At 71.9% G+C, this 26,189-nt stretch carries 26 protein-coding genes and 1 pseudogene; 14 read left to right on the plus strand and 13 right to left on the minus strand.

Features of this window, described 5'->3' with window-relative positions; all coding sequences use genetic code 11:
- Positions 1–22: 22 nt before the first annotated feature.
- Entirely contained in the window at positions 23–820 is a 798-nt protein-coding gene (locus tag ACLJQF_RS01320; protein ID WP_410606803.1) for a hypothetical protein, read from the minus strand.
- A gap of 507 nt (positions 821–1,327) precedes the next feature.
- Between ACLJQF_RS01320 and ACLJQF_RS01325 the strand changes: the two genes are divergently transcribed.
- The gene (locus tag ACLJQF_RS01325) at positions 1,328–1,504 is read left to right on the plus strand and encodes a hypothetical protein (RefSeq protein ID WP_410606329.1); all 177 of its coding nucleotides are present in this window, start codon (positions 1,328–1,330) and stop codon (positions 1,502–1,504) included.
- 5 nt (positions 1,505–1,509) lie between these two features.
- Here the strand turns inward: ACLJQF_RS01325 and sigJ are convergent, their stop codons facing one another.
- Positions 1,510–2,382: an RNA polymerase sigma factor SigJ gene (sigJ, locus tag ACLJQF_RS01330; RefSeq protein WP_410606330.1), complete on the minus strand. Its 873-nt coding sequence runs from the start codon at positions 2,380–2,382 to the stop codon at positions 1,510–1,512.
- Between the two features lie 190 nt (positions 2,383–2,572).
- Here sigJ and ACLJQF_RS01335 point away from each other — a divergent pair, with 190 nt between their 5' ends.
- Positions 2,573–4,903 carry a putative bifunctional diguanylate cyclase/phosphodiesterase gene (locus ACLJQF_RS01335; RefSeq protein ID WP_410606331.1) on the plus strand — a complete coding sequence of 777 codons (2,331 nt, stop codon included), beginning with the start codon at positions 2,573–2,575 and terminating at the stop codon, positions 4,901–4,903.
- Between the two features lie 31 nt (positions 4,904–4,934).
- Here the strand turns inward: ACLJQF_RS01335 and ACLJQF_RS01340 are convergent, their stop codons facing one another.
- The gene (locus ACLJQF_RS01340) at positions 4,935–5,762 is read right to left on the minus strand and encodes a cyclase family protein (protein ID WP_410606332.1); all 828 of its coding nucleotides are present in this window, start codon (positions 5,760–5,762) and stop codon (positions 4,935–4,937) included.
- 99 nt (positions 5,763–5,861) lie between these two features.
- On the opposite strand from ACLJQF_RS01340, the gene ACLJQF_RS01345 reads away from it, so the two are divergent.
- Both ACLJQF_RS01345 and ACLJQF_RS01350 read left to right on the plus strand, forming a co-directional pair.
- The gene (locus ACLJQF_RS01345; RefSeq protein ID WP_410606333.1) at positions 5,862–6,287 is read left to right on the plus strand and encodes a DUF5709 domain-containing protein; all 426 of its coding nucleotides are present in this window, start codon (positions 5,862–5,864) and stop codon (positions 6,285–6,287) included.
- 279 nt (positions 6,288–6,566) lie between these two features.
- Positions 6,567–9,329, plus strand: a complete 2,763-nt coding sequence (locus ACLJQF_RS01350; RefSeq protein ID WP_410606334.1) for a BTAD domain-containing putative transcriptional regulator — start codon at positions 6,567–6,569, stop codon at positions 9,327–9,329.
- Between the two features lie 40 nt (positions 9,330–9,369).
- Here the strand turns inward: ACLJQF_RS01350 and ACLJQF_RS01355 are convergent, their stop codons facing one another.
- Complete coding sequence (locus tag ACLJQF_RS01355) at positions 9,370–9,747, minus strand: MerR family transcriptional regulator (protein WP_410606335.1); 378 nt, start codon at positions 9,745–9,747, stop codon at positions 9,370–9,372.
- A gap of 54 nt (positions 9,748–9,801) precedes the next feature.
- Here ACLJQF_RS01355 and ACLJQF_RS01360 point away from each other — a divergent pair, with 54 nt between their 5' ends.
- On the plus strand, positions 9,802–10,971 hold the full coding sequence (locus ACLJQF_RS01360) for an MFS transporter (RefSeq protein WP_410606336.1): 1,170 nt from the start codon (positions 9,802–9,804) through the stop codon (positions 10,969–10,971).
- 79 nt (positions 10,972–11,050) lie between these two features.
- Here ACLJQF_RS01360 and ACLJQF_RS01365 read toward each other — a convergent pair whose 3' ends face one another.
- Positions 11,051–12,235, minus strand: a complete 1,185-nt coding sequence (locus ACLJQF_RS01365; protein WP_410606337.1) for a glycoside hydrolase family 18 protein — start codon at positions 12,233–12,235, stop codon at positions 11,051–11,053.
- A gap of 153 nt (positions 12,236–12,388) precedes the next feature.
- Between ACLJQF_RS01365 and ACLJQF_RS01370 the strand changes: the two genes are divergently transcribed.
- The gene (locus ACLJQF_RS01370; protein WP_410606338.1) at positions 12,389–12,781 is read left to right on the plus strand and encodes a hypothetical protein; all 393 of its coding nucleotides are present in this window, start codon (positions 12,389–12,391) and stop codon (positions 12,779–12,781) included.
- On the opposite strand, the pseudogene ACLJQF_RS01375 reads toward ACLJQF_RS01370, so the two are convergent.
- Positions 12,775–13,224 (minus strand): annotated as a pseudogene (locus tag ACLJQF_RS01375) (aspartate aminotransferase family protein); the annotation flags it as partial. The gene ACLJQF_RS01370 and the pseudogene ACLJQF_RS01375 sit on opposite strands and share 7 nt — an antisense overlap.
- A gap of 347 nt (positions 13,225–13,571) precedes the next feature.
- Positions 13,572–14,156: a YdeI/OmpD-associated family protein gene (locus ACLJQF_RS01380; protein WP_410606339.1), complete on the minus strand. Its 585-nt coding sequence runs from the start codon at positions 14,154–14,156 to the stop codon at positions 13,572–13,574.
- 85 nt (positions 14,157–14,241) lie between these two features.
- On the opposite strand from ACLJQF_RS01380, the gene ACLJQF_RS01385 reads away from it, so the two are divergent.
- Complete coding sequence (locus ACLJQF_RS01385) at positions 14,242–14,775, plus strand: GNAT family N-acetyltransferase (protein WP_410606340.1); 534 nt, start codon at positions 14,242–14,244, stop codon at positions 14,773–14,775.
- On the opposite strand, the gene ACLJQF_RS01390 is transcribed toward ACLJQF_RS01385, so the two are convergent.
- Positions 14,765–15,232, minus strand: a complete 468-nt coding sequence (locus ACLJQF_RS01390) for a nitroreductase family deazaflavin-dependent oxidoreductase (protein ID WP_410606804.1) — start codon at positions 15,230–15,232, stop codon at positions 14,765–14,767. The genes ACLJQF_RS01385 and ACLJQF_RS01390 overlap by 11 nt on opposite strands.
- Before the next feature lie 117 nt (positions 15,233–15,349).
- Between ACLJQF_RS01390 and ACLJQF_RS01395 the strand changes: the two genes are divergently transcribed.
- The 4 genes from ACLJQF_RS01395 (at position 15,350) to ACLJQF_RS01410 (ending at position 18,001) form a co-directional block, all read left to right on the plus strand.
- The gene (locus ACLJQF_RS01395) at positions 15,350–15,979 is read left to right on the plus strand and encodes a class I SAM-dependent methyltransferase (RefSeq protein WP_410606341.1); all 630 of its coding nucleotides are present in this window, start codon (positions 15,350–15,352) and stop codon (positions 15,977–15,979) included.
- 95 nt (positions 15,980–16,074) lie between these two features.
- The gene (locus ACLJQF_RS01400; RefSeq protein WP_410606342.1) at positions 16,075–17,253 is read left to right on the plus strand and encodes a PucR family transcriptional regulator; all 1,179 of its coding nucleotides are present in this window, start codon (positions 16,075–16,077) and stop codon (positions 17,251–17,253) included.
- Between the two features lie 56 nt (positions 17,254–17,309).
- The gene (locus ACLJQF_RS01405; protein WP_410606343.1) at positions 17,310–17,789 is read left to right on the plus strand and encodes a DUF2975 domain-containing protein; all 480 of its coding nucleotides are present in this window, start codon (positions 17,310–17,312) and stop codon (positions 17,787–17,789) included.
- Positions 17,789–18,001, plus strand: coding sequence for a helix-turn-helix domain-containing protein (locus ACLJQF_RS01410; RefSeq protein ID WP_160695080.1), 213 nt, complete (start codon positions 17,789–17,791; stop codon positions 17,999–18,001). Before ACLJQF_RS01405 ends, ACLJQF_RS01410 begins: the two co-directional genes overlap by 1 nt.
- A gap of 80 nt (positions 18,002–18,081) precedes the next feature.
- Here ACLJQF_RS01410 and ACLJQF_RS01415 read toward each other — a convergent pair whose 3' ends face one another.
- A complete protein-coding gene (locus tag ACLJQF_RS01415) occupies positions 18,082–18,579 on the minus strand; it encodes a hypothetical protein (protein WP_410606344.1) in 498 nt (165 codons plus the stop codon).
- Positions 18,580–18,851: 272 nt separating this feature from the next.
- Here ACLJQF_RS01415 and ACLJQF_RS01420 point away from each other — a divergent pair, with 272 nt between their 5' ends.
- Positions 18,852–19,922 (plus strand): DUF3068 domain-containing protein, encoded by a 1,071-nt coding sequence (locus tag ACLJQF_RS01420; RefSeq protein ID WP_410606345.1) that lies wholly within the window; start codon positions 18,852–18,854, stop codon positions 19,920–19,922.
- Here ACLJQF_RS01420 and ACLJQF_RS01425 read toward each other — a convergent pair.
- On the minus strand, positions 19,919–20,614 hold the full coding sequence (locus tag ACLJQF_RS01425) for a class I SAM-dependent methyltransferase (RefSeq protein WP_410606346.1): 696 nt from the start codon (positions 20,612–20,614) through the stop codon (positions 19,919–19,921). The genes ACLJQF_RS01420 and ACLJQF_RS01425 overlap by 4 nt on opposite strands.
- Before the next feature lie 160 nt (positions 20,615–20,774).
- Between ACLJQF_RS01425 and ACLJQF_RS01430 the strand changes: the two genes are divergently transcribed.
- Positions 20,775–21,950 (plus strand): glycosyltransferase family 4 protein, encoded by a 1,176-nt coding sequence (locus ACLJQF_RS01430; RefSeq protein WP_410606805.1) that lies wholly within the window; start codon positions 20,775–20,777, stop codon positions 21,948–21,950.
- 39 nt (positions 21,951–21,989) lie between these two features.
- Here ACLJQF_RS01430 and ACLJQF_RS01435 read toward each other — a convergent pair whose 3' ends face one another.
- From ACLJQF_RS01435 to ACLJQF_RS01445, 3 genes are read right to left on the minus strand one after another with little or no spacing between them, the layout of a single operon-like run.
- Positions 21,990–23,036, minus strand: coding sequence for a hypothetical protein (locus ACLJQF_RS01435; protein ID WP_410606347.1), 1,047 nt, complete (start codon positions 23,034–23,036; stop codon positions 21,990–21,992).
- Positions 23,037–23,039: 3 nt separating this feature from the next.
- Positions 23,040–23,222 (minus strand): hypothetical protein, encoded by a 183-nt coding sequence (locus ACLJQF_RS01440; protein ID WP_410606348.1) that lies wholly within the window; start codon positions 23,220–23,222, stop codon positions 23,040–23,042.
- A 3-nt stretch (positions 23,223–23,225) separates the two neighbouring features.
- Complete coding sequence (locus ACLJQF_RS01445) at positions 23,226–24,908, minus strand: hypothetical protein (RefSeq protein ID WP_410606349.1); 1,683 nt, start codon at positions 24,906–24,908, stop codon at positions 23,226–23,228.
- A 70-nt stretch (positions 24,909–24,978) separates the two neighbouring features.
- Between ACLJQF_RS01445 and ACLJQF_RS01450 the strand changes: the two genes are divergently transcribed.
- The gene (locus ACLJQF_RS01450) at positions 24,979–26,181 is read left to right on the plus strand and encodes a polysaccharide biosynthesis protein (RefSeq protein ID WP_410606350.1); all 1,203 of its coding nucleotides are present in this window, start codon (positions 24,979–24,981) and stop codon (positions 26,179–26,181) included.
- Positions 26,182–26,189 lie beyond the last annotated feature (8 nt).

A 26,189-nucleotide genomic window follows, 5' to 3' on the forward strand; every position in this document is an offset into this window, starting at 1 on the left:
ATCGTGGACAAATTCCGGGAATTCAGGCCCAGCGAATTCCGTAGGCGAAGCCCGGGGCGAGGTTCCGGAACCGGACGTGCACCTCGCCGGCGTCGTCGGCCGCCAGTGCGGCCCCGGTTCGCGACCGGTCGTCCGCCGGGGAAACCTTTTCCTGACGCACGATCCGCTTCGGCACCCGTTCACCGAATCGGACGTGCAGATCGAAAAGATCGCACGGGTGCCGCGGCACGCAGAGGTAACGCGGTTCTCGCAGGTTCGCCCGGAATCGCAGGCCGACCTCGTGCCGCGCGCCACGGCGCAACGGCTCCGGCAGCCGCAACGCCAGCCCGATCCGGTCACTCGATTCCATCACCCGCCCGGTTAGCACCCCGCCGTGGAACACATCGACACCGAGATCGGACTCGTGTACCGAATCGCCCGATTCGCCGGTGACCGGCAACGTCAGCGCCAGGTCGAGCACGGCGATTTCGTCGGCGTCGGCGATCACCCGCCGGAATTCGAACGCCTCCGGCACCGGTTGGTCGAGAGCCAGCGTGACGCGCAGTTCTTCGGTGTGCCAGCCGCGGCCCGGATACACCCGGGGCGCCGGCACGGCCGCCGCGACGGCCAGCGCGGCGATCTGCTCGATCCCCTCGTCGATCCGCCGCCGGACCGTCCGGTCGTCGCGGTCGAGCGTGATCGCCGCCCAGTGCACCCGCTCCTGGTAGAACGGTTTCCGCGCTCGCTCGTCGAGCGCGAATGCGGCGAGCAGAACGATCTTCAGATCGTCCGGCAACGACTCGACCAGCGGCCGCAACCGATCAGACAGCTTACGCCGCATCTCCACGGTTCCGTCATCTTCGACAATGCCGCAAGTGGAGCGCAATGCGGGGCCGATCCGGTCCGCGAGCGGTGTCGTGAAAATTGCCCTCCCTTTGCGCAGGGCCTTGAGTTCGCCGACTACGTCCGCCGCTCTGAGGCTCACCGTTCCCCTCCCCTTCCACGCACGGAGGTCAATGTTCGCCAGCGCCCCCGCCGATGTCCAGTCGATCACGCTCCGGCAAACGGATCGTTATCCCGCGGTTTCTTTCCCGTCGTGGCGGGAAACGGCGAAACTCCTTGGCGTTCTGTTAACAAGGGCCGCATTGCGCCACAACGATTCCGGCCGGAAACCCACCCGGCCACCGCTGTCGAAGATGTCGAAATGACCAAGGCGGGTTCGCCGCCACGGCCCGCTTTCCGGCCGGAGCACGTTCACCCGGGCGGCGCACCACTCCCCCGGGTGAACGTGACCTGGCCGTTGCCCGGGCACCGGTTGACGGCGACCCGCCGCGGGTACTTGTCGATCATGAGCCCGAGGATGTGGCGCCTGGTGATTTCGGGGTCGCTGCGGCTGTTCCTGATCAGCTCCGTGCCGGCCGCCGTGCACCTATCCGTGCTCATCGGACTGGCGGCGGCGGTGATCGCGTTCGTCGTGCCCGCCCCGCGCGGCCGGCACGACGACCGCGTCGGCCCCGGCCGTTAGCGGCCCTACGCCGCCTGCCACCGGCGGAGCTTCTCGGGGTTCCGCACCGCCCAGATCCGCCGGATCGACGCGCCGGTCACTTCGAACGCCATGACGGCCACGACGGCGCCGTCCCGCCACGCGGTCAGGCCCGGCCGCCCGTTGACGGTGGTCTCCTCGATCGTCAGCGCCGGGATCCGGCCGGTGAGGTCGACGGCGTAGCGCGCGACCCGCTCGCCACCCTCGATCGGGCGGCGGATCGCGCCGGCGAGCCCACCGCCGTCCGCGACGACCGTGGCCTCCGGGTCGAGAATGCCCACCAGCCCTTCGATGTCCCCCGCCTCCCAGGCCAGCTTGAAGGCCCGCACGACCTCCGCGCTGCCCCGGGCGGGCGCCGGCGCACGAGCCGCCCGGACGCGCCGCCGGGCGGAGGTGGCCAGCTGGCGGCAGGCGGCGGACGTCCGGTCGAGGACGTCCCCCACCTCCGCGAACGGGTAGCCGAAGACGTCGTGCAGGACGAAGGCCACGCGCTCGGCGGGCGTCATCGAATCCAGCACGACGAGGAACGCCATCGTGATCGACTCGTCCAGCGTGACGCGGTCGGCCGGATCGCTGATCCACCCGGTCTCGCCGGGCAGCGGCTCGGGGATCCACTCCCCGACGTACCGTTCCCGCCGCACGCGGGCCGAGCCGAGCTGATCGAGGCAGATGCGGCTCGCGACGGTCGTCAGCCACGCACCGGGCGACGCGATCGCGTCCCGTTGCGGCCCGGACAGCGCGTACCACCGGCCGTACGCCTCCTGGACGACGTCCTCGGCGTCGCTCAACGACCCCAGCAGCCGGTAGGCGAGCCCGGTCAGCTGCCGCCGCTCGTGCACAAGATCAGTCACACCACTCATGACGAATCCGGGCGGCGATCTGTGACGTCGCCGCACAGCCGGGCGCTGATCGCGTTCGGCCTCCCCGGCGGCCGGCTGCCGCACCGCCGCGACATCGCCTGACCGGCGCCGGTGCCGGTGCGCTTGTACTTGATCACGCCCGGTGTACTGTTTGCCGGTCCGACCGGCGTGCGTGACCGCGTGAGGTGCCATGACAGTGCGGCGGTACCCAGTGGCGATCTTGCTCGTCTTCGTCACGGCAGCCCTCATCGTGGTCAACGGCTTCGCCTTCTGGGGCGACACCTTCGCCCTCTGGGTCGACGACGCCATGCAGCTCAGCGCCGGGATCGCCGGGGTGGTCTGCGGGATCGTCGTCGCGCGGCGGTTCCGCAAGCACCAGCGCTGGTGGCGGGTCCTGGTCGCGCTCGGTATGGCCGGCTGGTCGCTCGGCCAGTGCGCCTGGTCCTGGTACCAGCTGATCGACGGCCGCGGGCTGCCCTCGCCGTCGCTGGCGGACGTCGGGTACCTGAGCTTCCCGGTGTTCGCGCTCGCCGCCCTGTTCGTGCTCGCCCGGGCGCGGGCCCGGCCGGACCGCGAGCGCTGGCAACCCGCGCAGTGGACCGCGCACTTCGGCGTCGCGGTGGTGCTCGACGGGCTCGTCGTCACCGGCTCGCTGTTCATCCTCACCTGGACCGCGGCGCTCGGGCAGGTGGTCCGGGCCACCGGTCCGGACACGCTGACCTGGACGGTCGCCATCGCCTACCCGCTGTCGGACCTGGTGGTCGTGGTCGTCGCGGTGCTGCTGGTCGTGTTCGACCGAGTGGACCGTCCCTACCGCGCGAACCTGCTGCTGGCCGCCGTCGGGATCGTCGCGCTGGCCTGCTCCGACAGCGTGTTCGCCTACCTGGTCAGCATCGGCGCGCGGAGCAGCATGAAGCCGTGGGCCGACGCGGGGTTCGTGCTCGGCCCGCTGTTCATCGCGTTCGCCCTGCTGGTCACGCCGGGCACCCGACGGCGGGAGGACGCGGGCCAGGCGGTCGGCGTCGACTGGTGGCAGGTGGCGCTGCCGTACCTGCCGGTCACCGCCGTCGCCATGCTGATCACCGTGCAGGTCGTGGCCGGGGCCGGGCCGGACGGCGTCGAGGTGTTCGTCGGCGTGCTGGTGGTGTTCCTGGTGCTCGCCCGGCAGCTGCTTTCCTTGCTGGACAACAGGTTGCTGCTGCGCCGGGTGTACGAGGGCCAGCAGCAGCTGACCCACCAGGCCTACCACGACCCGCTGACCGGGCTGGCCAACCGCGCGCTGTTCGCCGACCGGCTGGACCGGGCTGTCGAGCAGGGCGCCGAGGGCGGGCACGGGCCGCTCGTGCTGATCTTCGTCGACCTGGACGACTTCAAGGAGGTCAACGACCGGTTCGGGCACGCGGGCGGGGACGTCCTGCTGCACGCGGTCGCCCAGCGGCTGCTGAGCTGCGTCCGCGCGGGCGACACCGTCGCGCGCCTGGGCGGTGACGAATTCGCGATCCTGCTGGAGGGCGAGGTCGACGCCCCGCAGGCCGTCGCCGATCGGATCCAGAGCGCGCTGCGGCGGCCGTTCGCGGTGCACGGCACGCTGGTCGGAGTCCGCGCGAGCATGGGCCTGGTGGTGCCGGACCCGGCGGAGCCGTCGGTGACGTCGGACGTGCTGCTGGGCCGCGCGGACACGTCGATGTACGCGGGCAAACGGCTCGGCAAGGACACGACGGTCGTGTACCACCCGTCGCCGGACGGGCCACCCGACTTCCCGTCGGCACTGCGCCGCGCGGACGGCGGTCTCCCGGAGGGTTTCGCGCTGGTGTTCCAGCCGATCGTCCGGCTGGCCGACGAGCAGCCGGTGGCGGTGGAGGCGCTGGCCCGCTGGACGGCGCGGGACGGCACCGCGGTGTCGCCGGAGACGTTCGTCCGCGCCGCGGAAGGCGCCGGTCTCGGCGCGGAACTGGACGCGCTGGTGCTGGACCTGGCCTGCCGGGAGATCACCGCGGCCGGGATCGAGCTCACGGTGCACGTCAACGTGTGCGCGAGCCGGCTCGGCGCCGCCACGCTGGAGCAGAGCGTGGGGTCCGCGCTGGACCGGTACGGCCTGCCGGCCGAACGCCTGATCGTGGAGATCACCGAGACGGTGCCGGTCCCGGACCTGGCGGCGGGCGCGGCCGCGATCCGCCGCCTGCAGGACCTGGGCGTCCGGGTGGCCCTCGACGACTTCGGCGCGGGGTACAGCTCGCTGACCGTGCTGCACGCGCTGCCGGTCGACCTGATCAAGCTGGACCGCGCGCTGACCACGGGCGTCCGCCCGGACCGCGACGCGGCGCTGTGCCGATCGCTGGTCGGGCTGTGCGCCGACTTGGAGGTGGCGGTGGTCGCCGAGGGCATCGAGACGGCCGAGCAGGCCGAACTGGTCACCCGCGCGGGCTGCACCACGGCCCAGGGTTACCGCTTCGGCCGCCCGGCCCCGCTCTCGTCGCTCCGGTTGAGCAGCCTGCCGCGGCCGGTCGTGAGTGGTAATTAGGGTTCTAACCCTAATTACCACTCACGAGGGCTCAGCCGGCCGATACGCCCGGCGGCAGCACGCCGAAGATCGTCGCCGTCGAACCCGCGCCGTTGCGGTTGATCGGGCCGCCGGCGAGGACCCAGGCACCGGTCGTCGGGAGGGCCTTGAGGTTCGCCAGGATCTCCAGGCTGATCCGGTGCCGCCGGTAGACCAGCTTGGACACCGTGTACGTCTCGTCGGTGCCGACGTCCGGGCTGAACGTGTCGGTGCCCGTTCCGCCGCGGCGTCCCAGCCGGCCGGTGTCGATCAGCCACCGCACCGCCGGGATCGAGAACCCCGGCTGGTGCAGCACGCCGTCCGCGCCGGTGTTCGGGAAGGCCGGCGTGCCCCACTTGGCGTCCCAGCCGGTCCACAGCACCACCACCGACTCGTTCGGGATCCGGCCGTGGCGCTTCTCCCACGCCTTGAGGTCGTCGATCGTGACCGCGTAGTCCGGGTTGTGCGCCGTCTTCGCCCGTACATCGATCTTGACGGCGGGCCGGAAGAGGTCCGCCGGGTCCATGTCGTCGGCGAGCGGTTCCCCGGTGTTGAAGTGCCCGGGCGCGCCCCAGTGCGTCCCGGTGTGCTCGCCTTCGCGGACGAACTGCAGGTAGTAGCCGTCTTCGGGGATGGTGGCGATGGTCTCCAGCTCGAAGGCCGGGTCCCCGGGGAAGACGTTGGTCGTGGCGGGGTCGTTGACGTGCGACAGGTTGACCAGGTTCAGCTGGTCCAGCCGCACCGGCGGCGTGGCTTCGGCGGCTTCCGCCGTCCGCCCGGACAGCGCGGCGCCGAACACCCCGGCCAGCCCCGCGGCCAGCACCCTGCGTCTCATCGGCATGAGGGATCACCTTTCACCGGGTCGGGTGAGGCCCCGACTCAGCACGGTCATATCACCCGGGCTGGGCGCGGCCAATGAGTTTGCGCGAAGATGGAGGCCGTGGACGACGACATCGAAGACAACGCGGACAACGGTATCCTCGACCCCGAGGACACTTTGGACGACCGTGACGAACTGGCGGAGGGTTATTCACCGCCGGAACGCGCGCAGGCGACCGAAGGCTGGGGCACCACCGCGCGCGAAACCGCGGAGGGCGAGAGCTGGGCGGGCCGGCTCGCCCGCGAGGCCCCCGACCTGGCCGACGACCTCGACGACGACGGACTGGGCGACTCCGAAGACACCGACGGCGAGCTGATCGACGACGAGGTCGGCGACGTCCGCGCGGGCCGCCTGGTCGCCTCGGACGAAGGCTTCGGCGAAGACACCGACGAAGAGCTGTACGCCTCGGACGCCGGCATCGACGGCGGCGCGGCTTCGGCGGAGGAAGCGGCCGTCCACGTGATCGACCCGTCCCGCCGCTGGTGAGGCGGCGGGCCGGCCCGGTGCGTTCGAGGGAACCGGACCGCCCGCCACCCGCCGGATCGCCAAGGGCCGCCCTGGGGCGGCGGCCATGGCAGGGGAAGACGATCCGGCCCGCGGTCGCGGCACCGGGCCACGAACCGCCCCCTCGGCGATTCGTGGCGGTACCGCCGACGAGATCCACCGTGCCCGACCGGCCTTGCGCGGAACTTTCCCGATCCTTTCCGGCCGTCGGTTACAGTGGGCGGCCGAGCGGACACGGGGAGACGGAGGGGTGGGCTGCCGGTGCGGTTCAGGCTGCTGGGCGAGCTCGACGTCGACGTCGGCGGCCGCCCCGTGGAAATCCGCCGCCCCCGCCAGCGGGGCCTGCTCACCGCGTTGCTGACGGACGTGAACAAGGTCGTGCCCGCGGACGTCCTCGCGGAGCGGATCTGGGGCGAGCAGCTACCCGTCAACCCCCGCAATGCCCTGTACAGCTACGTTTCCCGGCTGCGGACGGCCCTCGGCGAAGCGACGGTCACCCAGCGCTCGGGCGGCTACCTGCTGACGGCGGACCCCGAAGCCGTCGACCTCCACGTCTTCCTGCGCCTCCTCGGCGAGGCCGCGGCCGGCGGCGACGACCGCGCGAAAGCCGGCCTGCTGGAGGCGGCGCTGGCCCTGTGGACCGGCGAGCCGTTCGCCGGCCTCGACACGCCGTGGTTCGCCCAACTGCGGGAAACCCTCGAAAGCCGGCGCCTGGGCGCGCAGCTCGACCTCGCCGACGTCCGGCTCCGCGGCGACCGGGCCGGTGCACTGATCCCCGAGCTGACCGCACTGGCCGAAGCACACCCGCTCGACGAACGGCTTCGCGGCCAGCTGATGCTCGCGCTGTCCCGTGCCGGCCGTCAGGGTGACGCCCTGCGCGAGTTCGACCGGATGCGGCGCCTGCTCGCCGAGGAGCTCGGTGCCGATCCCGGCGCGGCTCTCCGGCAGGTGCACGAGCGGATCCTGCACGGCGATCCGGGCCGGGACCCCGGCGCGGCGAGGCCGGTGCCGCAGCAGCTCCCGGCGGCGCCGGCGTCGTTCGTGGGGCGCGCCGAGCTGCTGGCGGCCCTCGACCGGGCCGGGGAAGCGGCGGGCCCGGTGGTCATCTCGGCCATCGGCGGCGCGGGCGGGATCGGGAAGACGTCGCTGGCGTTGCACTGGGCCGCCGGGAAACTCGCCGAGTTCCCCGACGGGCAGCTCTACGTGAACCTGCGCGGGTTCGACCCGGCCGCCGAGCCGATGCCGGTTTCCGTGGCGGTGCGCGGGTTCCTGCACGCGCTCGGCGTGGAGGGGGCCGCGGTGCCACCGGAACCCGACGCGCAGCTCGCGCTCTACCGCAGCCTGCTCGCCGGAAAGCGCGTGCTGGTCGTGCTCGACAACGCCGCCGGCACGGGCCAGGTCGTCCCGCTGCTGCCCGGCAGCCCGGCCTGCCGGGTGCTCGTGACCAGCCGCCACCGGCTCGGCGGGCTCGTCGCGACGCACGGCGCGCGGCCGATTTCGCTGGACGTCCTCTCCGCGCGAGAAGCCCGGGAACTGCTGGCGCGGCACCTCGACCGGGGCCGGCTCACCGCCGAGGCCGCGACCGTCGACGAGCTCGTCCGGCTCTGCGCCGGGCTGCCGCTCGCGCTGGGGATCGTCGCCGCCCGCGCGGCCACCTCGCCGGAACTGCCGCTGCGGCTGCTGGCCGAGGAGCTGCGGGACCACGCCGCCCGGCTGGACGGGCTCGACACCGGTGAGGCCGGGCTGAGCCTGCGCACGGTGTTCTCCTGGTCCTTGCGCCACCTCACGCCCGAGGCTTCGGCGCTGTTCGGGCTGCTGGCACTGGCTCCCGGACCGGACACCGGCCTGCCCGCCGCGGCCGCGCTGGCCGGCGTCCCGCTCACCGGGGCGCGGAAGGTCCTGCGGGCGCTGGAGAACGCGCACCTGGTCACGCGGACGGCGAGCGGCCGGTACCGGATGCACGACCTGGTCCGGCTGTACGCGTCCGAAGAGGCCGAGCGGATGCTGCCGGAAAGCGCTCGCGACGCCGCGTTGCGGCGGGTGACGGACTTCTACCTCCAGACGTCCTGGCACGGCAACCACGCGCTCGAGCCGCTGGAACGGCCGATCGGGATCGCCCCCGCGCTGCCCGGGGTCGAACCGCTGCGGTTCGACGGCCACGTCGAGGCGCTGCGGTGGTTCACCGAAGAGCACGCCTGCCTGACCGCCACCACCGAGCTGGCGGTCGACCGGTCCTGGCTCACCCAGGTCTGGCAACAGGTCTGGCTGCTGAACGAATTCCGGGCCCGGCAGGGGCTGCTGCCCGAACGGGAGGCCGCCGCCCGGCTGGCCCTCGCCGCGGCCGAACGGCTCGGCGACGTCCCGGCACAGCTCATCGCGCACCGGATCTTCGCCAGCGTCGCCATCTTCGCGGGACACCCGGAAATCGCGCTGGAAACCCTGCCGGACGCGCTGCTGCTGGCCGAGCGGTCCGGGGACCGGCTGCAGGAGGCTCATCTCCGCTACGTGCTCGCCGGCGCGTGGGAGTACCACTCCGCGGACTACCAAGCCGAAATGGAGCAGTGCGAACGCATTCTCGGCCTGATCGAACCGGCCGAGGACCCGCGGCTCTACGTGAAGACACTGGACATGATCGGGTTCTGCCACTTCCAGTGGGACGACCGGCCGGGCGCCCGGAAGTGGCTGAGCCGGGCGGCCGCGGTGGCCAAGGAGCACCACGACATCGCCGGGGAGGCGCACGCCGTCGGCAACCTCGGTTTCGTGGCGCTGCGCGACGGCGAATGGACCACGGCCATCGAACTCCTGGAGCGCTGCGTCGAAGTCCTGAGCGAAATCGGGAACATCCGGCGACGGGCGTTCTTCCTCACCGCGCTCGGCGACTGCTACCGGGCCGCCGGCCGGCCGGACGACGCTCGCCGGGTCCTCCACCAGTCGCTCGACTTCTACCGGTCAAGCCCCGAAGACTCCCATTCCAAGGAAGCCGAAACGGCCCTCCTCGCGCTCGAGGACAGTGCGTACCCGTGACCGCCGACGCGGTGGTCGCCGCCAGGCATCCTGCCGGGCGTCACGCCGGTTGCGCGCCGTCGTACCCGCGGACCGCGGCCAGGTACTCCCCGATCGCGTCGCGGTTGCGCAGCAGGCAGTCCGCCCGCCTGGTCATCCGGTCGCGCTCCGCCTCCAGCGTCGCGATCATCTCCGGCGTCGCGTCCGGGAAGTAGATGGTCCGCGGCTTGTCCAGGCAGGGCAGGATCTGCTTGATGATCCGGGTGGGCAGGCCGGCGTCGAGCAGGCCGCGGACCTGGATCACCCGGTCGACCATCGGCTCGTCGTAGTCGCGGTAGCCGTTCGGGCCGCGACCGGCGATGATCAGGCCCTGCTCCTCGTAGTACCGGAGGAGCCGGCGGGACGTGCCCGTGCGCTCCGAAAGCTCGCCGATCCGCATGTGCCCCACCTCACGTAGACCTTCACATCAATGTGAGGGTTCGAGCATAGCGGCATGACGAACCTCCGCACCCGAACGCTGCCGCTGCTCGCCCTGACCACCGCCGCGTTCGTCACCGTGCTGACCGAGGCGCTGCCCGCCGGCGTGCTGCCCGGGATGAGCGCCGGCCTCGGCGTCGGCGAATCCGCGGCCGGCCAGGCGGTGACGATCTACGCGCTCGGCACCGCGCTCACCGCGATCCCCCTGTCCGCCGCCACCGCGAACTGGTCCCGCAAACGCTTGCTGCTCACCGGGATCGCCGGGTTCGCGCTGGCCAACACCGTCACGACGCTGTCTTCGGACTACGCGCTGACGATGGTGGCGCGGTTCGTCGCCGGGGTGGCCGCGGGCGTCGTCTGGGCGCTGCTCGCCGGCTACGCACGCCGGCTCGCCCCGGACGACCAGGGCCGGGCCATCGCGATCGTGATGGCCGGCATCCCGCTGGCCCTCTCGCTCGGCATCCCGGCCGGGACGTTCCTCGGCGGCCTGCTCGGCTGGCGCTCGGCGTTCGGTGTCATGTCGGCGATCGCGGTCGTGCTGCTCGCCTGGATCGCCACGGCGGTGCCCGATCAGCCCGGGCAGCCGGCCGGCCGGACGCCGGTCCTGCGCACGCTCACCGTCCCCGGCGTCGTGCCCGTGCTCGCCGTGACGCTCGTCTTCGTGCTGGCCCACACCGTGCTCTACACCTACATCGCCGCCTTCCTCGGCCACGCCGGGCTGGGCGGTGCGGTGGACGCCGTCCTGCTGGTGTTCGGGATCGCTTCGCTGGCCGGCATCGGCGTCGTCGGCGCCCGGATCGACCGCGCCCTGCGGGCCCTGACGGTGCTCAGCACGGTCGGCGTCGCGGTGGCCGCGACGCTGCTGGCGGTGTTCGCGGGCAGCCCGGCGCTGGTCTACGTCGCCGTGGCGCTCTGGGGCCTCGGCTGGGGCGGCGTCCCGACGCTGCTGCAGACGGCGGCCGGGAACGCCGGCGGCGCGGCGGCGGACAACGCGCAGGCCATGCTCGTCACGCTGTGGAACGCCGCGATGGCCGCGGGCGGGGTGGCCGGCGGGGTCCTGCTCGACGCGGCCGGGCCGGCGGCTTTCCCCTGGGCACTGCTCATGCTCCTGCTGCCGGTGCTCGCCGTGGTGCTCGGCGCCCGGCGGCACGGGTTCCCCGCGCGGTCCCGAGTGAGTTCTGAGTGAGTCCTGAGTGAGTCCTGAGTGAGTCCTCAGTGGACGAAGGGCCCGGACGCGGCTCGCGCCCGGGCCCTCCAGCTGGGGGTCAGCAGCGGCCGGCGATGGCCCGCAGCAGTTCGGCGTTCGCCGTGTCACCGGACAGCTCCCAGGCGAACACGCCGCCGAGCCCCTGCGACTTCGCGTAACCGGCCTTCGCCGACGCCGTCTCGGGCGTGTCGTAGCTCCACCACTGCGAGCCGCACTTCGCGTACGCCGTGCCGGCGATCCGGCCGTTGGCGGGGCACTTGGTCTTGAGCACCTTGTAGTCCTCGACGCCCGCTTCGTAGGTGCCGGGTGCCGGGCCGGTGGCGGTGCCGCCCGGCTGCTTCTGCGTGACGCCGTCCCAGCCGCGGCCGTAGAACCCGAGGCCCAGCAACATCTTCGACGAAGGAACGCCCTGGTGGCGCAGCTTCTGGATGGCCGCGTCGGCGTAGAAGCCGGCGGTCGGGATGCCGGGGTAGGCGCGCAGCGGCGAGTGCGGTGCGGTCGGCCCGGTCGGGCCGGCACCCGCGACGAAGTAGTCGTAGGTCATCACGTTGTACCAGTCGAGGTACCGGCTCGCGGCGCCGTACTCGGTGGCGTCGATCTTGCCGCCCGTCGAGCCGTCGGCGGTGATCGCGGCGGTCACCAGCTGGCGCCCGAACTTCGCGCGCAGCGCCTTGACCAGCCCGGTGAACGCCTTGGGCCCGCTGGTGTCGCAGGTGTTGCCGCAGGCGTTCGGGTACTCCCAGTCGATGTCGATGCCGTCGAAGACGCCCGCCCAGCGCGGGTCGTTGACCAGGTTATAGCAGGATTCCGCGAACGCGGCGGGGTTCTTCGCCGCTTCGGTGAAGCCGGCCGACCAGGTCCAGCCGCCGAAGGACCACAGCACCTTCAGCTTCGGGTGCAGCTTCTTGAGCTCGAGGATCTGGTTGAAACTGCCGTGCAGGGTGCCGGTGTCGGCCTGGCCGCTGACGCTCGTGGCGGCGTCGTAGGGCATGTCGTGGTCGGCCCACGGGTCGCCGACCGCGCAGCCGCCGCCCGTCACGTTGCCGAACGCGTAGTTGATGTGGGTCAGCTTCGCGGCCGAACCGGACGTTTCGATGTCCTTGACGTGGTAGCCGCGGGCGTAGACGTCCCAGTCGGCGAAGTAGGCCATCACCTTGCCCGGCCCCTGCCCGGCCTCCGCCGGCGGCGCGACGACGGAGGCACCGGCGAGCGCGAGCGCGACGACAGCGATGCGTTTTCTCATGCGGAGCACGGGATTCTCCTCACCGGCCGGACGAGCGTACGCACTGAGGCTAACAGGTCCAGACCACTGCGGACCAGAGTGAATCGGGGTGGTCAGCGGGTTTCGGTGTACCTCCGCAGCCGGGTGCGCATTCACGCGTGCGATGATCGGGCGATGACCGAGTTCGGCTGCGCCCGCTGTTCCGGCGACGATGCCCTGACCGCACTGGCGTTCTGCACGACCCGGCTGAACAAGACCCATCGCCTCGTCGAGCGGTCGCACTTCAGCATCTCACTGCGCCGGTGCCCGGAATGCGGCCAGTCGTTCGCCGCGATCTTCACCGAATTCGTCGACTGGGCAGGCGGCGAAGACGCGCAGTACTTCGACTTCGTCCCGCTCACCACCGCCGAAGTGTCCTCGCTGGCCAAGCAGGGCGCCCGCGTCGATCTCGCCGAACTGGGCGCGCTGGGCAGTGTCCGCCGCCGGCTGTCGTCGAGCTGGCCGACGGGCGGCGAAAAGGAAATCGCCTGGCGGACGGACTCGCTCTCGGTGCGCGAGGGTCACTGACCCCGCAGGCGGAGGATCGCCGCGGCACTGCGGTCGACGTCGGCCTCGGTCGTCGACCAGCCGGACACCGAGATCCGCAGGTACCGGCGGCCACGCCAGGTGGTGCCGCCCAGCCAGCACGTGCCGTCGGCCTGGACCTTCCGGATGACGGCGTCGGTGTCGCCGCCGAAAGACACCAGGACCTGGTTGAGGACGACGTCGTTGGCGATTTCGGCACCGCCGTCGGCGAGTCTTCCGGCGAAGCGGCGCGCCAGCCGGCAACACCGGTCGACGAGTTCGGCGACGCCGTCGCGGCCCAGCTCGCGCAGCGCCGCCCAGACGGCGAACCCGCGGGCGCGGCGCGACGACTCCAGGGTCAGGTCGCCCATGCCGGACACCTCGCCGGCGCCGGTGAGGTAGGCGGCCCGGTAGGAGATCGCCGCGGCGTGGACGTCCGGGCGGGCGCGCGTGCAGTTCGTCCACGAGCCGACTGTAGGCCGGGTCCTCGCCGGAGGTCGCGAATGACTCATTCGAGACGCCGGAGGATGCTGTTGGCGAATTCGGTTTCATGCCAACCGGAGCGGCCAACTCGCCCGCCGCAACGGCCAACACGCCGGAGAACCCGGGCGAGTTGGCCGCTCCGGGTGTCGAGTTGGCTGTTGTGGGCGGTGAGTTGGCTGTTGTGGGCGATCCGCTCGCCACCGGAGCGGCCTCAGCGCACCCGCTCGAATTCGCCAACAACACCGCCGGAGGTCCCGAATGAGTCATTCGCGGCACCGCCCGACGGCGCCGTCACGGGTGAGCTGCCTCGCTAAGCCGCCTTCGGGTGAGCCGCTCGGCGGTTCTCCCGCGCCAGCTCGACCGTCGTCGCGATCCGCCGCTGCCGCGTCTCCGGTCGCTTGGCCTTCGCGATCCACTCCAGGATCATCCGCCGCGACGAAGGCGGGAAGCCCTCGAAACACCGCGAAGCCACCGCATCCGCCTCGAACGCACTCCGCAGATCCGCCGGCACCACCCCGTCCTGGGCCTCGGCCAGCACGTCCCACGCCCCGCTCCGCCGGGCCAGCTCCACCACCGCCTGCCCGGCCGGCGTCATCGACCCGGCGGCGGTCAGCCGAGCCACGCGCTCCCGGTTGACCCGGCTCCACGTACTCGCCGGCTTCCGCGGCGTGAAGCACAGGTACGTGCTCTCCGCGTCGCGCCGCAAGGCCTTGCTGTCGATCCACCCGAAGCACAGCGCCTGCTCCATCGCCTCGTGGATCCGCACCCCCGGCACCGCGCTCCCCTTGCGCCGGATCACCAGCCACACCGCCGCCTCGCCCGGCGCCGCCAGCCACGACCGCCACTCCGCGGCCGACGTGACTTCCAGCACCGCCACACCTTCGATCTTCTCCATGCCCCCATCGTCCACGCCTAAGTGTTCATCTTCTGAGCACTTTCGGCCGGGAACAATCATCGGCCTCCCGGCGTAGCGTCCTGGTATGGAGACCCCGTTGAGCACCGACCGGCTCGTGATCCGGGACTGGACGCCTGCCGACGCGGAAGCCGCGTTCGCCATCTACGGCGCGGAAGACGTCACGCACTGGCTGACCCCGGCCATGGACCGCGTCGGCGACATCGGCGCGATGCGCGCGGTCCTGCATGCCTGGCAGGAAGCGCAGCCGAACCTGCCACCGCCGCGCGGCCGGTGGGCCATCGAACGCAAGGAGGACGGCGTGGTGATCGGCGGCCTCGGCATCCGGCTGCTGCCGCCGTTCGAAGAGGACCTCGAACTGAGCTGGCAGCTGAGCCCCGGCGCCTGGGGCAACGGCTACGCGTCCGAAGCGGCGACCGCGCTGATCGAGTGGGCCTTCACCCAGGACACCGAAGAGCTGTTCGCCGTCGCGCGGCCGAACAACACGCGGGCGATCGCGGTCGCCAAGCGGCTCGGCATGCAGTGGGTCGGCGAGACCGACAAGTACTACAACCTGCGGCTGCAGGTGTACCGGATCCGGCAGACCGACCTCATCGGCTGACCGGCTCCAGCAGGAAGACGCGGATTTCGCGGTGCTCGGCCCGCACGGCGTACCGGTCGTACGCGGGCCAGTACCCCGCGACCGCGTCCCACATCTCCTGGCGCTCGTCCCCGGTCAGGAGCCGACCGGTGACCTCGGCGGTCCGGCCGCCGATTGCGACCGTCGCCGCCGGGTCCGCCAGCAGGTTCGCCGACCAGGCCGGATGGGCCTCGCCACCCCAGTTCGAGCCGATCACGACGTACCCGCCGGCCCGCTCGACGTAGAGCAGCGGCACCTGGCGGGGCTCGCCGCTGCGCCGGCCGATCGTCGTGAGCAGCAGCGTCCGCAACCCGACCACCGCGCCGACGCCGACCCGGCCGCCGCTGATCCGCAGCAGCACCCGGTCGGCGGGCACGAGCGCCCGCCCGAGCACGGCGAACGCCCTGCTCTTGCCGAACCCGGCGAAGACACCCCGCAAACCAGCCACGGCGAGATCCTAAGTGGTTGCCGTCGGGAGTCCTTCGGGGGTATTCGGCGGTCGAGACCCCCGGAGAACTCCCGACGGTGACCACTCAGTCTGGCAGGGTGGGCGGTCATGACCCGCCCCGAAACCGCCGCCGAGGTCTTCGACGCGCTCGGCACCGACTACGAACACGCTTTCCGCACCGCGACCGCGCACCGCGCCGCCCTCACGGACCTGCTCGCGGCCCTGCCGCCGGCGGCGCGGGTGCTCGACCTCGGCGCCGGCACCGGGCGGCCCACCGCGGAACTGCTGGCCGCCGCCGGCCACGACGTCACCGGCTACGACGTCGCCCCGAAGATGGTCGAGATCGCCCGTGACCAGGTGCCGGCCGCCCGGTTCGAACTCGGGGACATGCGCGAACTGTCCTACGCGGACGGGACCTGGGACGCGATCACGGCCTTCTTCTCGATGCTCCAGCTCCCGCGGGCCGAGCAGGAAGCCATGATCGGCCGCCTCGCCGCCTGGCTGAGGCCCGGTGGCCTGCTCGTCTTCGCCACCGTGCCCGCCGACGTCGACGGGGTCGGCATCGTCTTCATGGGCCACGCGGTTCGCGCGTACAGTTTCACCGTCGGCCCCCTCAAGGAACGGCTGCGGGCGGCGGGCTTCGAGATCCTTCGCGAGGACGAGGCCGAGTTCGTGCCCGACCACCCGGACGCGTCCCCGGAGCCGCACGTCTACCTGACCGCGCGCAAGCCGGCCTGAGCCGTCAAGACCTCACGACATCGATCACCCGACGGACATGAATTTTACTCAACTTCGTGCATGTCCCGCGCGGCGGACCCGAGCTAAAGTGAGGGATGGGCATCGAAGCTCTGGCCAGGCCGGTACCTCGCGAACACCGCGAACTCGTGCGCGAGATGCTGGCCAGGCTCCCCGAGTTCGCCGATCGCCTGGCCCGGCTGCTCAGTGAGCAAGACGAGTTCTACCGGCAGGTCGAGGACGTCACCCCGGGCGAGCTGCGGCAGGTCTGCCAGGCCAACCTCGAGCGCGCGCTGACGGCACTGGCCGAAGGCAGCGGCCTCGCCCTCGACGCCGCCCGCAAGACCGGGCTCGCCCAGGCGCGCCAGGGCATCCCGCTGCCGGCCGTGCTGCGGGCGTTCCGGATCGGCGGCACCTTCGTCTACGAAGGACTGCTCGAGCTGGCCGGCCCGGAGTTCATCAACCCGGCCCGGACGATCGAGATCAACTCCTACGTCTGGAAGGCGATCGACCTCTACTCCGACGCGCTGACCACGGCGTACGAGGAGGTCGCGGCCGAGCCGTCGCACGCCAACGCGCGACTGCTGGACGACCTGCTGCGCGGCCGGCTCGCCGGCCAGGCGGACATGGAGGGCGCGGCCCGCGAGCTGGGCCTGCCGACCGCGGGCATGTTCGTCGCCGTGGTCACCGAACGCATCGAGCCGGACGAGCACGACTCCGTCGAGGCGCTGCTGCGGGCGCGGCGCTGGCGGTCGGCGTGGCGCCCCGCCGGCGAGGCGGGCCTGGTCGCGATCGACCGGATCGACGACGTCCGGCGGCTGCGCGAAGTGCTGGGCTCCCTGCCGGTCGCGGCCGGGATGAGCAAGCCGTTCACCGGCTTCCCCGACGTCCCGGACGCCCTGCACCGGGCCCGGATCGCCCGCCGCTCCCTGCCGGCGGCGACCGCGGGCGTGGTGATGTTCGGCGACTCGCCGGTGACGACGCTGGTCGCGGCCGCGACCGGGATGGCCCGCGACGTCGTCCGGTCGGCGTTGGCCGGCGTGCTCGCCCTCCCGGCGGCGGAGCGCAAAGTCCTGCTCGACACGCTGCTGGCGTGGTTCGCCGGCCACGGCTCGGCGAAGGAGGCCGGGGACCGCCTGTTCGTCCACCCCAACACGGTCCGCTACCGGCTGCGCCGCGTGCAGGAGCTGACCAAGCGCGACCTCACCGACCCGGTCGACATCGGCGAGCTGTACGTCGCACTGGAGTCGGTGCGCTTGGATCCCGAGCCGAGTTGATCGTCTTTCGATCGCTACCGATTGACTTTCGATAGGAAGAGCGCGATAGTCGGCACATGGTTACCGAGAAGTGGGCCGTTGCCGCGCTCAGATTCTTCCTCGTGGTGCTGTTCGGCGTCCTCGTCGTGTTCCAGACGCTCTCACTGCCGGGCGGGATCGCCTACCACACGCAGCAGAACCCGCACGACGCTCCGTTGCGCTGGCCGCTGACCGCCATCGCGGTGTTCCTCGTGCTGTGCGTCCAGGTGGTGGTCGTCGCGACCTGGAAGCTGCTGACGCTGGTCAAGAAGGACCGGATCTTCACCACCGCGTCCCTGAAGTGGGTCGACGCGATCGTCTGGGCGGTGGCCGCCGCGTGGCTGGTGGTGGCCGGCATGCTGCTCTTCGTCGGCTTCAACGCGGACGACCCGGGGATGCCGATGCTGCTGTTCCTGGTCACCGTGGCGATCACCGTGGTCGGCTTGCTGATGGTGGTCATGCGCGCCCTGCTGCGGCAAGCGACCACCCTCCGGTCCGACCTGGAAGCGGTCATCTGATGCCGATCGTCGTGCGCATCGACGTCGAACTGGCCAAGCGCAAGATGAGCGTCGGGGAGTTCGCCGAGAAGGTCGGCCTCACGCCGGCCAACGTCGCCGTGCTGAAGAACGGCCGCGCCAAAGCCGTCCGCTTCAGCACGCTGGAAGCGATGTGCCGGGTGCTCGGCTGCCAGCCCGGCGACCTGCTGGAGTGGGTCGAGGACGAGCTTTAGCCCAGGTCGGCGAGCGCCTGCTGATCGGCCGCGGTGAGCGCCGCACCCGGCGCTCGTGCCTCGCGCCCATGGGGGCGGGGCTAAGCCGCGTCGGCCTCGACCAAGCGGGCCAGCTCCAAGAGCGTTTCCTCGAAACCCGGGCCCGCCGTCAGCGCCACCGTCAACGGGCCACCTCGCCGGCCGCGGCCCACCGGCAGCGTCACCGCCGGTTCCGTCCACTGCGGACGGTCCACACCGGCCGAAACCACCACGTCCGGCCGGGCCGGGCGGGACCGGCGGCCGCCCGCGTCGAGGTCCAGCACCACGTTTCCGTGCAACGAAAGCAGGGCTGCGACGTCCGCCACCGCATCTCTCAGCTCGCGGTCGGCGATCGAGTCGGAATGGGCGCCGATCGCCGGGCGGGGCGAGCCGGCGTCACGGGTCAGGCGAGGGACGATCGCTCCGAGGTCGCCCGAGGCGCACGTCAGCACCCGGATGCCGGGCACGCCCGCCAGGGGGTCGGTGAGGCTGATCCCCGCGCTCGCGGCAGCCGCCACGATCCGGGCCCGCCAGCGCGCGGTCGCCGCGATGGCGACCATCGTTGGGTCCTGCGACAAAAGGGTAGTTCTCCTTTGCGGTTCGGCGCGGCGGGCGGGAGGATCGTCCGATGGTGGGCCCATGCCCGTTGTGCCCGGGAACAAACATGTTTGGTCGCTTGGTCCGAACGGCCGTTTCCATGCCACCTTCCGGTCGCACCGGGTGACTGTGACGGCCGGTCACACTTTGACGCGCGACGTGGCGCAGGCCACTATCCGTGCACCTGATTACCGCCGGGTAATTTGTGTGTCCGAAGTACGACCCAGGAGGACCGTTGCGACGAGCTTTGGGCCTGATCTTGCTGGCGCTGGGGGTCTTCGCGGTCGCCGGGGCGGTGCTGTTGCCGACCTACGTCTATCCGAAGCTCGCCAAGGTGCCGCTCGACCAGGATTCGACGTCGGTGCTGGAAGGCACCGCGAGCAAGGTCCTCGCCGTGACCGACAAGGGCGCCGGCCCGGTCACCGAGATCCGTGAGAACGCGAAGCTGACCGCGATCGGCCGCGTCCAGGCGAACTTCGCCCGTCCCGAGATGCACGCGGACACCGACTACGCGGTCTGGCTGCTCGCCGTGCAGGTCAAGGACGACGCCGACGGCACCGTGCTCAGCGCGAGCAAGCGGCAGGTCTGCTTCAACCGGCGCACCTCCGAGGGCTACGACCCGGGTTCGGCCTCCGACCCGAAGTGCACCAAGGAAAGCAGCTACGTCACCGAGCTCAAGGACAAGGCCGACAAGGACGGTGAGAAGCCGCCCGAGCAGAACGTCTACCAGGCCCAGCCCGGCCTGAACTTCAAGTTCCCCTTCAGCACCGAGCAGAAGGACTACCAGGTCTACGACGACAACACCGGCAAGGCCGTCACCGCACGGTTCACCGGGACCGAAGAGGTCAACGGCATCGAGACCTACAAGTTCGTCCAGACCATCCCCGACACCAGGCTCGAGACGAAGTCGGTGCCCGGCTCGCTCGTCGGCTCCCTCGAGTCGAGCGTCGACGCGGACCTGTACTACCGCGGCGTCAACACGATGTGGGTGGAGCCGGTCACCGGGGTCGAGGTGAAGCAGCAGCAACAGCAGCACCAGGAGCTGCGCCCGGCCGTCGGCAACCCGACCGTCGTGTTCGACGGGACCCTGGCCTACAACGCCAAGACGATCGCGCAGATGGTCGACCAGATCGACGAGAACAAGGGCAAGCTGGAGTTCCTGAAGAGCACCGGCCCGCTCTGGCTCGGCATCGGCGGCGGCGTGCTGATCGTCGTGGCGGTCTACCTGCTGATCCGCCGGCGCCCGGCCGCTCCGCCGGCCCCGCCGCGGCGGCGGCAGCGGGTGCCGGTGGGAGCCGACCGCTAGCTCCTGCGCAGAACCAGGACCAGATTCCAAGAGGCTATTTCCCGGAGGCCGGGAATCCGCACGATCCACGTCGCCCAGCTCGGGTGGTACCGCGGATACCCGGCCACCAGATCGGCGAGCGGCGTCGCTTTTCCCCAGCGGAGGGCGGCGCCGACCGAAACCGGGAACAGGCTTTCCCCGAATTTGTTCTTCGGCTGCTTCCCGAATTTTTTCGCATAACGGCTCCGGGCGTAGTAGCCGCCGAGGAAATGCCACGGCGCGGTCTCGTGACCACCCCACGGTGAATACCACGGCGTGAACGACGCGAAGACCGTGCCGCCGGGCTTGGTCACCCGGCACATCTCGTCGAGCATGACCCACGGCTCGGAGACGTGCTCCAGCACGTTCGACGAGTAGCAGATGTCCACGGATCCGCTGCGTACGGGCAGTTCCGTGCCGCTGGCGCGGATCATGTTCTCCCCCGGCTCGCCGCGGGCGGACAGCTCGCCGACGTCCGGGTCGAGGCCGAGGTAGACCGCGCCGGCCGCGCGGAAGGCGTCGGAGAAATAGCCCGGGCCGCCGCCGACGTCGAGCACCGTTCGCCCGGACAGCGGAGCGTGCGAGGCCAATTGCCGCACCGAGTCCGCGGCCAGCGCGGAATAAAAGCCGTCCGGGTCGGTCTGTTCGGTGAGGAATGTCCGGAACAGGGTCACGGAACGGGCCAGTGTGGCGCGATGCGGCTGCGCCGTCGCGACGAGAACCGGATTACCTACCATTGAACCGTCGCTTTCCCGAATACGTTCATCTAGGGTGTACGCACCAGTAACCTAGCACCGTCGTAGAAGTTTGGATAACCCGATGGAACGTCCTCGTGTGCTCCTCCTCAACTGGCGCGACACCGGCCACCCCGAGGGCGGCGGCTCGGAGCGGTACGTCGAGCGGATGGCCGAAGGCCTGGCCAGAGCGGGGTACCGGGTCGAGATCCAGTGCGCGGCCTACCCGGGCGCGACCGCGGGCGAGTGGCGCGACGGCGTCCGCTACCGGCGGCGCGGCAACAAGTTCGGCGTGTACCTGCACGCCCTGCGCGCGATCCGCCGGGCCCGCGCCGATCTCGTGGTGGACGTGCAGAACGGCATGCCGTTCTTCGCCCGGCTGGTCGCCGGCTGCCCGGTGCTGGTGCTCGTGCACCACGTCCACAAGGAACAGTGGATCAGCGCGCTCGGCGAGACGCTGGGCCGGATCGGCTGGTGGATCGAGTCGCGGCTGGCGCCGTGGCTGTTCCGGCGGTGCTCCTACGTCACGGTTTCCGAGGTCACCAAGGCGGAACTGGCGGAACTGGGCATCGGGCGCGAGCGTGTCGCGGTGGTCCCGAACGGCCTCGACGCACCCCCGCCGTGCGCGTCCGAACGGGACAGTGCGCCCACCCTGGTCGCGGTGAGCAGGCTGGTGCCGCACAAGCGGATCGAGCACGCCATCGACGTCGTCGCGCGGCTCGCGCGGCGCTGGCCGTCCCTGCGGCTGGAGGTCGTCGGGCAAGGGCCGTGGGACGAGGTGCTGCGCGCGCACGCGGTTTCGCACGGGGTCGCCGACCGGGTGGTGCTGCACGGCTGGGTCGACGAGCAGGCCAAGCACGAGATCCTCGCCCGCTCGTGGCTGCACCTGTGCCCGTCGGTCAAGGAGGGCTGGGGCATCGTCATCATGGAGGCCGCGGCGCACGGCGTGCCCTCGGTCGCCTACCGCGCCGCCGGCGGCGTCACCGAGTCCATTGTGGAAGGCCGGACCGGCCTGCTGGCCGACGACTTCGACGATTTCACCGCCCAGGTCGACAGCCTGCTCGCCGACGGCCTGCGGCGTGCGGAGATGGGCTTGGCGGGCGCCGAGCGGGCCGGGCAGTACAGCTGGGACGCGAGCATCGGCCAGTTCGAGTCACTGGTGCGGGACGTCGCCGGACGGTCGGTCCCCCGCCCCCGCACCCTGGTCCCGTACCGCGCCCAGCACTCCCCTGCCCGGGCGGCAGCCCCGGTGACGCCGGCTCCGCAAGCGTCTTGAATGACTCATTCAGGACCTCGGAGGTCCTGAATGAGTCATTCAAGACACGGCAGAATCCCGTACCGCGTCCCGGAACTCGCCCAGGAGCCGGGCGGCGGCGGCCGCGTCGAAGTCCTTGCGGCGAGCCCGCACGGTGACCGTGGTCCGGTCACCGGTGGTCGCCGCGCCGAACGCCACGCCTGAACGCCCGCTCGCGGCCGGGTAGAACGCCAGGGTCCGCACGGTGTCCCCGGTGGACACCACCCCGAGGTTCGACACCAGGAACGTCGAGCCGAGCCGGCTCGCCAGCAGCCGGGTGCCCAGCCGGGCGAGGCGGCTGCTGCGGGCCGGGAAGTCCGGCTCCGGCGGCTGGGCCGCCAGTACCGCGGCGACGTCCGCGCCACGGCCCAGCCGCAGCCGGAAGAACGCGCTGTCGTGCACCGGTTCCGGCGCGGCACCCGATCTCCGTGACGCGCCCAGCGCGGCCACCACGCGGGCCGTGCGGGCCCCGTGCGCGCGGTTCCAGCCTTCGGTGGCGCGGGCGGCGGCCGCGACGAATCCCGCGGCCCCCAGCCGCAGGCGCGGCTCGTGGCAGGCCACGAAGACGTCTCCTGCGGCCTCGCGCCCACGCTCGGGCGTGATCCGGCCCGGTGGCGCGAAAAGCGCCTCAGCGAGCCGCTGGAAGGCCGAAAGGGCAAAAGGTTTGCCGCCTACGCGGGCACCGATCCCCCGCGCCCCCGAGGAAACCGGGACGTCGAGCAGGATCCCGAGCAGGGACAGCAGGCCGAGGCCGTCGAGGGCGCCGTGGTGCGCCGCGACGAGGAGAGTGGATTCGGCGACGGCGACGCGCACCAGCGGTGCGCCGCGTTCGTAGGGCGCCGAAGCGAACCGGTCCCGCACGGCGGGCAGGTCGGTGATCCGCTCGATCCCGGGCACCACACCGAGGTGCGGGTACTGCTGGATCGCGGCCGCCAGCCGGGCCCGGAGCTTCTCCGGGTCCGGTGCGGCCGCGCCGAGTTCCGCTTCGAGGAGGATGCTCCAGGAAACGGTGGGGTCGCCGTAGAGCCCGACGACGCGGTGGGCGTGGTCGGAGGCGAGCCGGGTCACGCGTCAGCGGTCCCCGTAGAGCTTCAGCGGGTGGTCGGCAGGGTTGTACTTCACCTGCGCGTTGAGCTTCTGCTGCACCGGAGCCGCGGTGTCCGGGTCGGCAGACGTGATGAGGGCGAAACCCCCCGCTGTCGCCACTCCGCCGCCGATGATGACGGCGACGATCGCGCCGATGAGCGTGCCCACGTGTCACTCCTTCTGTGGCGGGGTAATCCTGCCGCGGCCCAATGTACGCATCGGTAACATGCGACACAACACCGCAACGCACAGCAACGTCAGCGCTACTCCGTTCGCCAGCAGAACGGGCGCCCACGAGATCGCTTTCACCGCCGGCACACCCGGGGTCCGGTACAGCGTCAGCCAGTCACCCGACCACACCTGCGTCGTGCCGGCGAGCAACTGCGGGTCGACGTAGCCGGGTGTCCCGTGTTCGACGAGGATCCAGCCGATGCCCGCGTCGGTGAGCTCCCGCGCGGACGTCGCGGCGCGGACGTCGCCGATCCTCGGGTCCTCACCGGCGATCCGCTCGGCGCCGACCTGGAGCGTGTCGTCCATCAGCACGGGTTTCGGCAGGGCGCGCGGCGCCGGGTCGAGCTGGGTGCGGCCGTCGTTCCACGCGAACCCGCGGAACGCCGAGAGCGGCAGCGCCAGCACGTCGCCGGGCCGGTCACCGAGCTTTTCGGACACTGCCGCCCAGTCGGCCGGGTACTGCGCGGTGCCGAGCCGTCCCCAGCCGCCCCACGCGAGGTCCGGCATGGTCAGCAGCGGGAAGACGGCGGCCGCCGTCACCAGGGCGGCGCGTCCCCGCGCGGTGTTCAGCTTCGCCGCGGCGGCTTCGACGGCCAGCGCGAAGCCCAGTGCGAGCGGCAGGGCCCACCACGCCACCCATTTCTGGGCGTCCCGCAGCAGTCCCGCGCCGGGCACGTACCGCGTCGCGGCGGTGAGCACCGCGTCCCCGCCCGGCAACGTCGCCAGTGCGGCCAGCAAGACGCCCAGGACGCCGAGCGCGGTCAAGGAGCGGGCCGGTGCCTTCCCCCACCTTTGCGCGAGCGGCCGGAGGCCGGCGACCGCGAGGGCGACGACGATGAGCGTCAACACGGGCACCAGCGGGATCGCGCGGCTGCCGGGCACGGTTTCGGCGTTCCAGATGCCCCCGAGCCCCAGCACGCTCAGCAGCGCGGGGCCCCAGCTTTCGGCCCGGGCGCTGAACGCCGCCACGCCGGCCGGGTCGGAGAACGCGCCGCCGGCGTTGAGGAACGTCGGGACCAGCCAGGGCAGGTTGAGCACGATGGCGAGCGGGATCGTCTGCCAGAGCCGCCGCGAACCGGCGGCCACGACCATGACGGCGGCCGCGAGCACGCCGCCCGGCGGGGTCAGCACGGCCGGCGCGCAGGCGAGCACCAGCCTCGGCAGGGCACGCGGTTCGTGCGCCCGCGCGGCGAGTCCGGCGCCGGCGATCCACGGCAGGGCCGCGTACGTCAGGAGCAGCGGCCAGTGCCCGATGAACAGCCGTTCGGCGAGGTACGGCGTCCAGGCGTAGGCCGTCGCCGCGACGAGCCGGGTGCCGGTGTGTTCGGTGGGGACGAGCCGTCCCGCGCCGAGGGCGGCGAAGAAGACGGCCAGGAGCAGGACGAGCTTCTGGACGATGTCGCCGGGCAGCACGGTGGTGGCGAGCGCGACGGCGGCGTCGGCGGGGACGGACCGCGGCAGCGTGCTGCCGGCTCCGAAGGCGTCCGGCACGAAGTACTGCCGTGGCGCGAACACCATGTCGTAGCTCAGGACGAACCCGCGGCCGAGCAGGGGCGCGCAGACGGCGACCGCCAGCGCGGCGGACAGCACGGGGAGCGCCAAGCGCCTGCTCGGTGCCTCCACGGCCCTTCCTTTCCGTTGCGTGCGCGGTTATGGTCCCTGGTCATTACCCACCGGTAACGGGAGCCCGTCGTTGAGCGTAGACACCGAAGTCCCGGCCCGGACGGGCAACCGGGTCGCGGCGATCCTCGTCTCGCTCGCGCTCGCGGGCAACAACGCGGCCAGCTACGTGCTGAGCCTGGCGGCCGCGCGGATCCTCGCGCCGGCGGCGTTCGGCGAGCTGAGCTCGCTGCTGGCGGTGCTGGTGATCGGCGTCGTCCCGGCGATGGGCCTGCAGACGGTGGTGGCGCTGCGGGTGGCGCGCTCGCCTTCGCTGTCCCAGGGTTCGCTGTTCGCGCTCGGGCTGGTGACGAGCGCGATCGTCGCGACGACGGCGTTGACCCTGAGCCCGTTGCTGGTGCTGTTGCTGCACCTGGGTTCGCTGGCCCCGGCGCTGCTGGTGACGGCCGCGCTCGGGCCGTTGACGCTGCTGGGCGTGTTCCACGGCCTGCTGCAGGGCAGCCACCGGTTCGCCGTGCTCTCCGGCCTGATCGCGCTGGAGGGGGTGGGCAAGGTCGGCGGTTCGCTGGCCGGGCTGGTCGTCTCGGGGTCCCCGACCGGAGCGCTGGCCGGGGCGGCGATCGGTTCGCTGGCGGTGGTGGTGGCGGGCTGGCAGCTCTGCGGCCGCCCGCGTCCCCGCTGGGCCGATCGGCACGGCGGCGAGGTCTTCCACACGGCACAGGCGATGCTGGCCCTGGTGCTGCTGGTGAACCTGGACCTGGTCCTGGCCCGCCACACGCTGCCGGCCGGGCAGGCGGGCGAGTACGCGCTGGGCGCGATCGTCACGAAGATCGCGTACTGGCTGCCGCAGGCGGTGGGAGTGCTGGTGTTGCCGCGGTTCGCGGTGTCCGACGGCCGGCGCCGGGTGCTGCCGGTGGCGCTGCTGGTGTGCGGCGGCCTGGACGCGGTGGTGCTGCTGGTGTCGCTGGTCATGGGCCCGTCGCTGCTCGCGGTGATCGGCGGCGCGCGGTATGCGGGGAGCACGATGCCGGTGTGGCCGTTCGCGCTGGCGGGCTCGATGCTGGCGCTGGTCCAGATCCTGCTGTACGCCCGCCTGGCGGACGGCGACCGCCGCGTGACGGTCCTGATGTGGTCGGCGGTCGCCGTGGAGGCCCTGCTGATCACGACCTGGCTGCACGGCTCACCCACCCAGGTGGTCACCGCGGCCGCCTGCACCGCCGGCGCCCTCGCCGCGGCAGGCGCCCTCCTGGAGTTCCGCCCCCGCCGTCTTGAATGACTCATTCA

Origin of the sequence: Amycolatopsis sp. lyj-109, assembly GCF_046548995.1 — a bacterium.
Taxonomy (GTDB): Bacteria; Actinomycetota; Actinomycetes; order Mycobacteriales; family Pseudonocardiaceae; genus Amycolatopsis.

Excerpts from the sequence above, each read along its gene's own strand:
- ACLJQF_RS01320 (WP_410606803.1), bottom strand. The coding sequence starts at position 820 with ATGCGGCGTAAGCTGTCTGATCGGTTGCGGCCGCTGGTCGAGTCGTTG.
- ACLJQF_RS01325 (WP_410606329.1), top strand. The coding sequence starts at position 1,328 with ATGAGCCCGAGGATGTGGCGCCTGGTGATTTCGGGGTCGCTGCGGCTG.
- sigJ (WP_410606330.1), bottom strand. The coding sequence starts at position 2,382 with ATGAGTGGTGTGACTGATCTTGTGCACGAGCGGCGGCAGCTGACCGGG.
- ACLJQF_RS01335 (WP_410606331.1), top strand. The coding sequence starts at position 2,573 with ATGACAGTGCGGCGGTACCCAGTGGCGATCTTGCTCGTCTTCGTCACG.
- ACLJQF_RS01340 (WP_410606332.1), bottom strand. The coding sequence starts at position 5,762 with ATGCCGATGAGACGCAGGGTGCTGGCCGCGGGGCTGGCCGGGGTGTTC.
- ACLJQF_RS01355 (WP_410606335.1), bottom strand. The coding sequence starts at position 9,747 with ATGCGGATCGGCGAGCTTTCGGAGCGCACGGGCACGTCCCGCCGGCTC.
- ACLJQF_RS01360 (WP_410606336.1), top strand. The coding sequence starts at position 9,802 with ATGACGAACCTCCGCACCCGAACGCTGCCGCTGCTCGCCCTGACCACC.
- ACLJQF_RS01365 (WP_410606337.1), bottom strand. The coding sequence starts at position 12,235 with ATGAGAAAACGCATCGCTGTCGTCGCGCTCGCGCTCGCCGGTGCCTCC.
- ACLJQF_RS01370 (WP_410606338.1), top strand. The coding sequence starts at position 12,389 with ATGACCGAGTTCGGCTGCGCCCGCTGTTCCGGCGACGATGCCCTGACC.
- ACLJQF_RS01380 (WP_410606339.1), bottom strand. The coding sequence starts at position 14,156 with ATGGAGAAGATCGAAGGTGTGGCGGTGCTGGAAGTCACGTCGGCCGCG.
- ACLJQF_RS01385 (WP_410606340.1), top strand. The coding sequence starts at position 14,242 with ATGGAGACCCCGTTGAGCACCGACCGGCTCGTGATCCGGGACTGGACG.
- ACLJQF_RS01395 (WP_410606341.1), top strand. The coding sequence starts at position 15,350 with ATGACCCGCCCCGAAACCGCCGCCGAGGTCTTCGACGCGCTCGGCACC.
- ACLJQF_RS01400 (WP_410606342.1), top strand. The coding sequence starts at position 16,075 with ATGGGCATCGAAGCTCTGGCCAGGCCGGTACCTCGCGAACACCGCGAA.
- ACLJQF_RS01405 (WP_410606343.1), top strand. The coding sequence starts at position 17,310 with ATGGTTACCGAGAAGTGGGCCGTTGCCGCGCTCAGATTCTTCCTCGTG.
- ACLJQF_RS01410 (WP_160695080.1), top strand. The coding sequence starts at position 17,789 with ATGCCGATCGTCGTGCGCATCGACGTCGAACTGGCCAAGCGCAAGATG.
- ACLJQF_RS01415 (WP_410606344.1), bottom strand. The coding sequence starts at position 18,579 with ATGGTCGCCATCGCGGCGACCGCGCGCTGGCGGGCCCGGATCGTGGCG.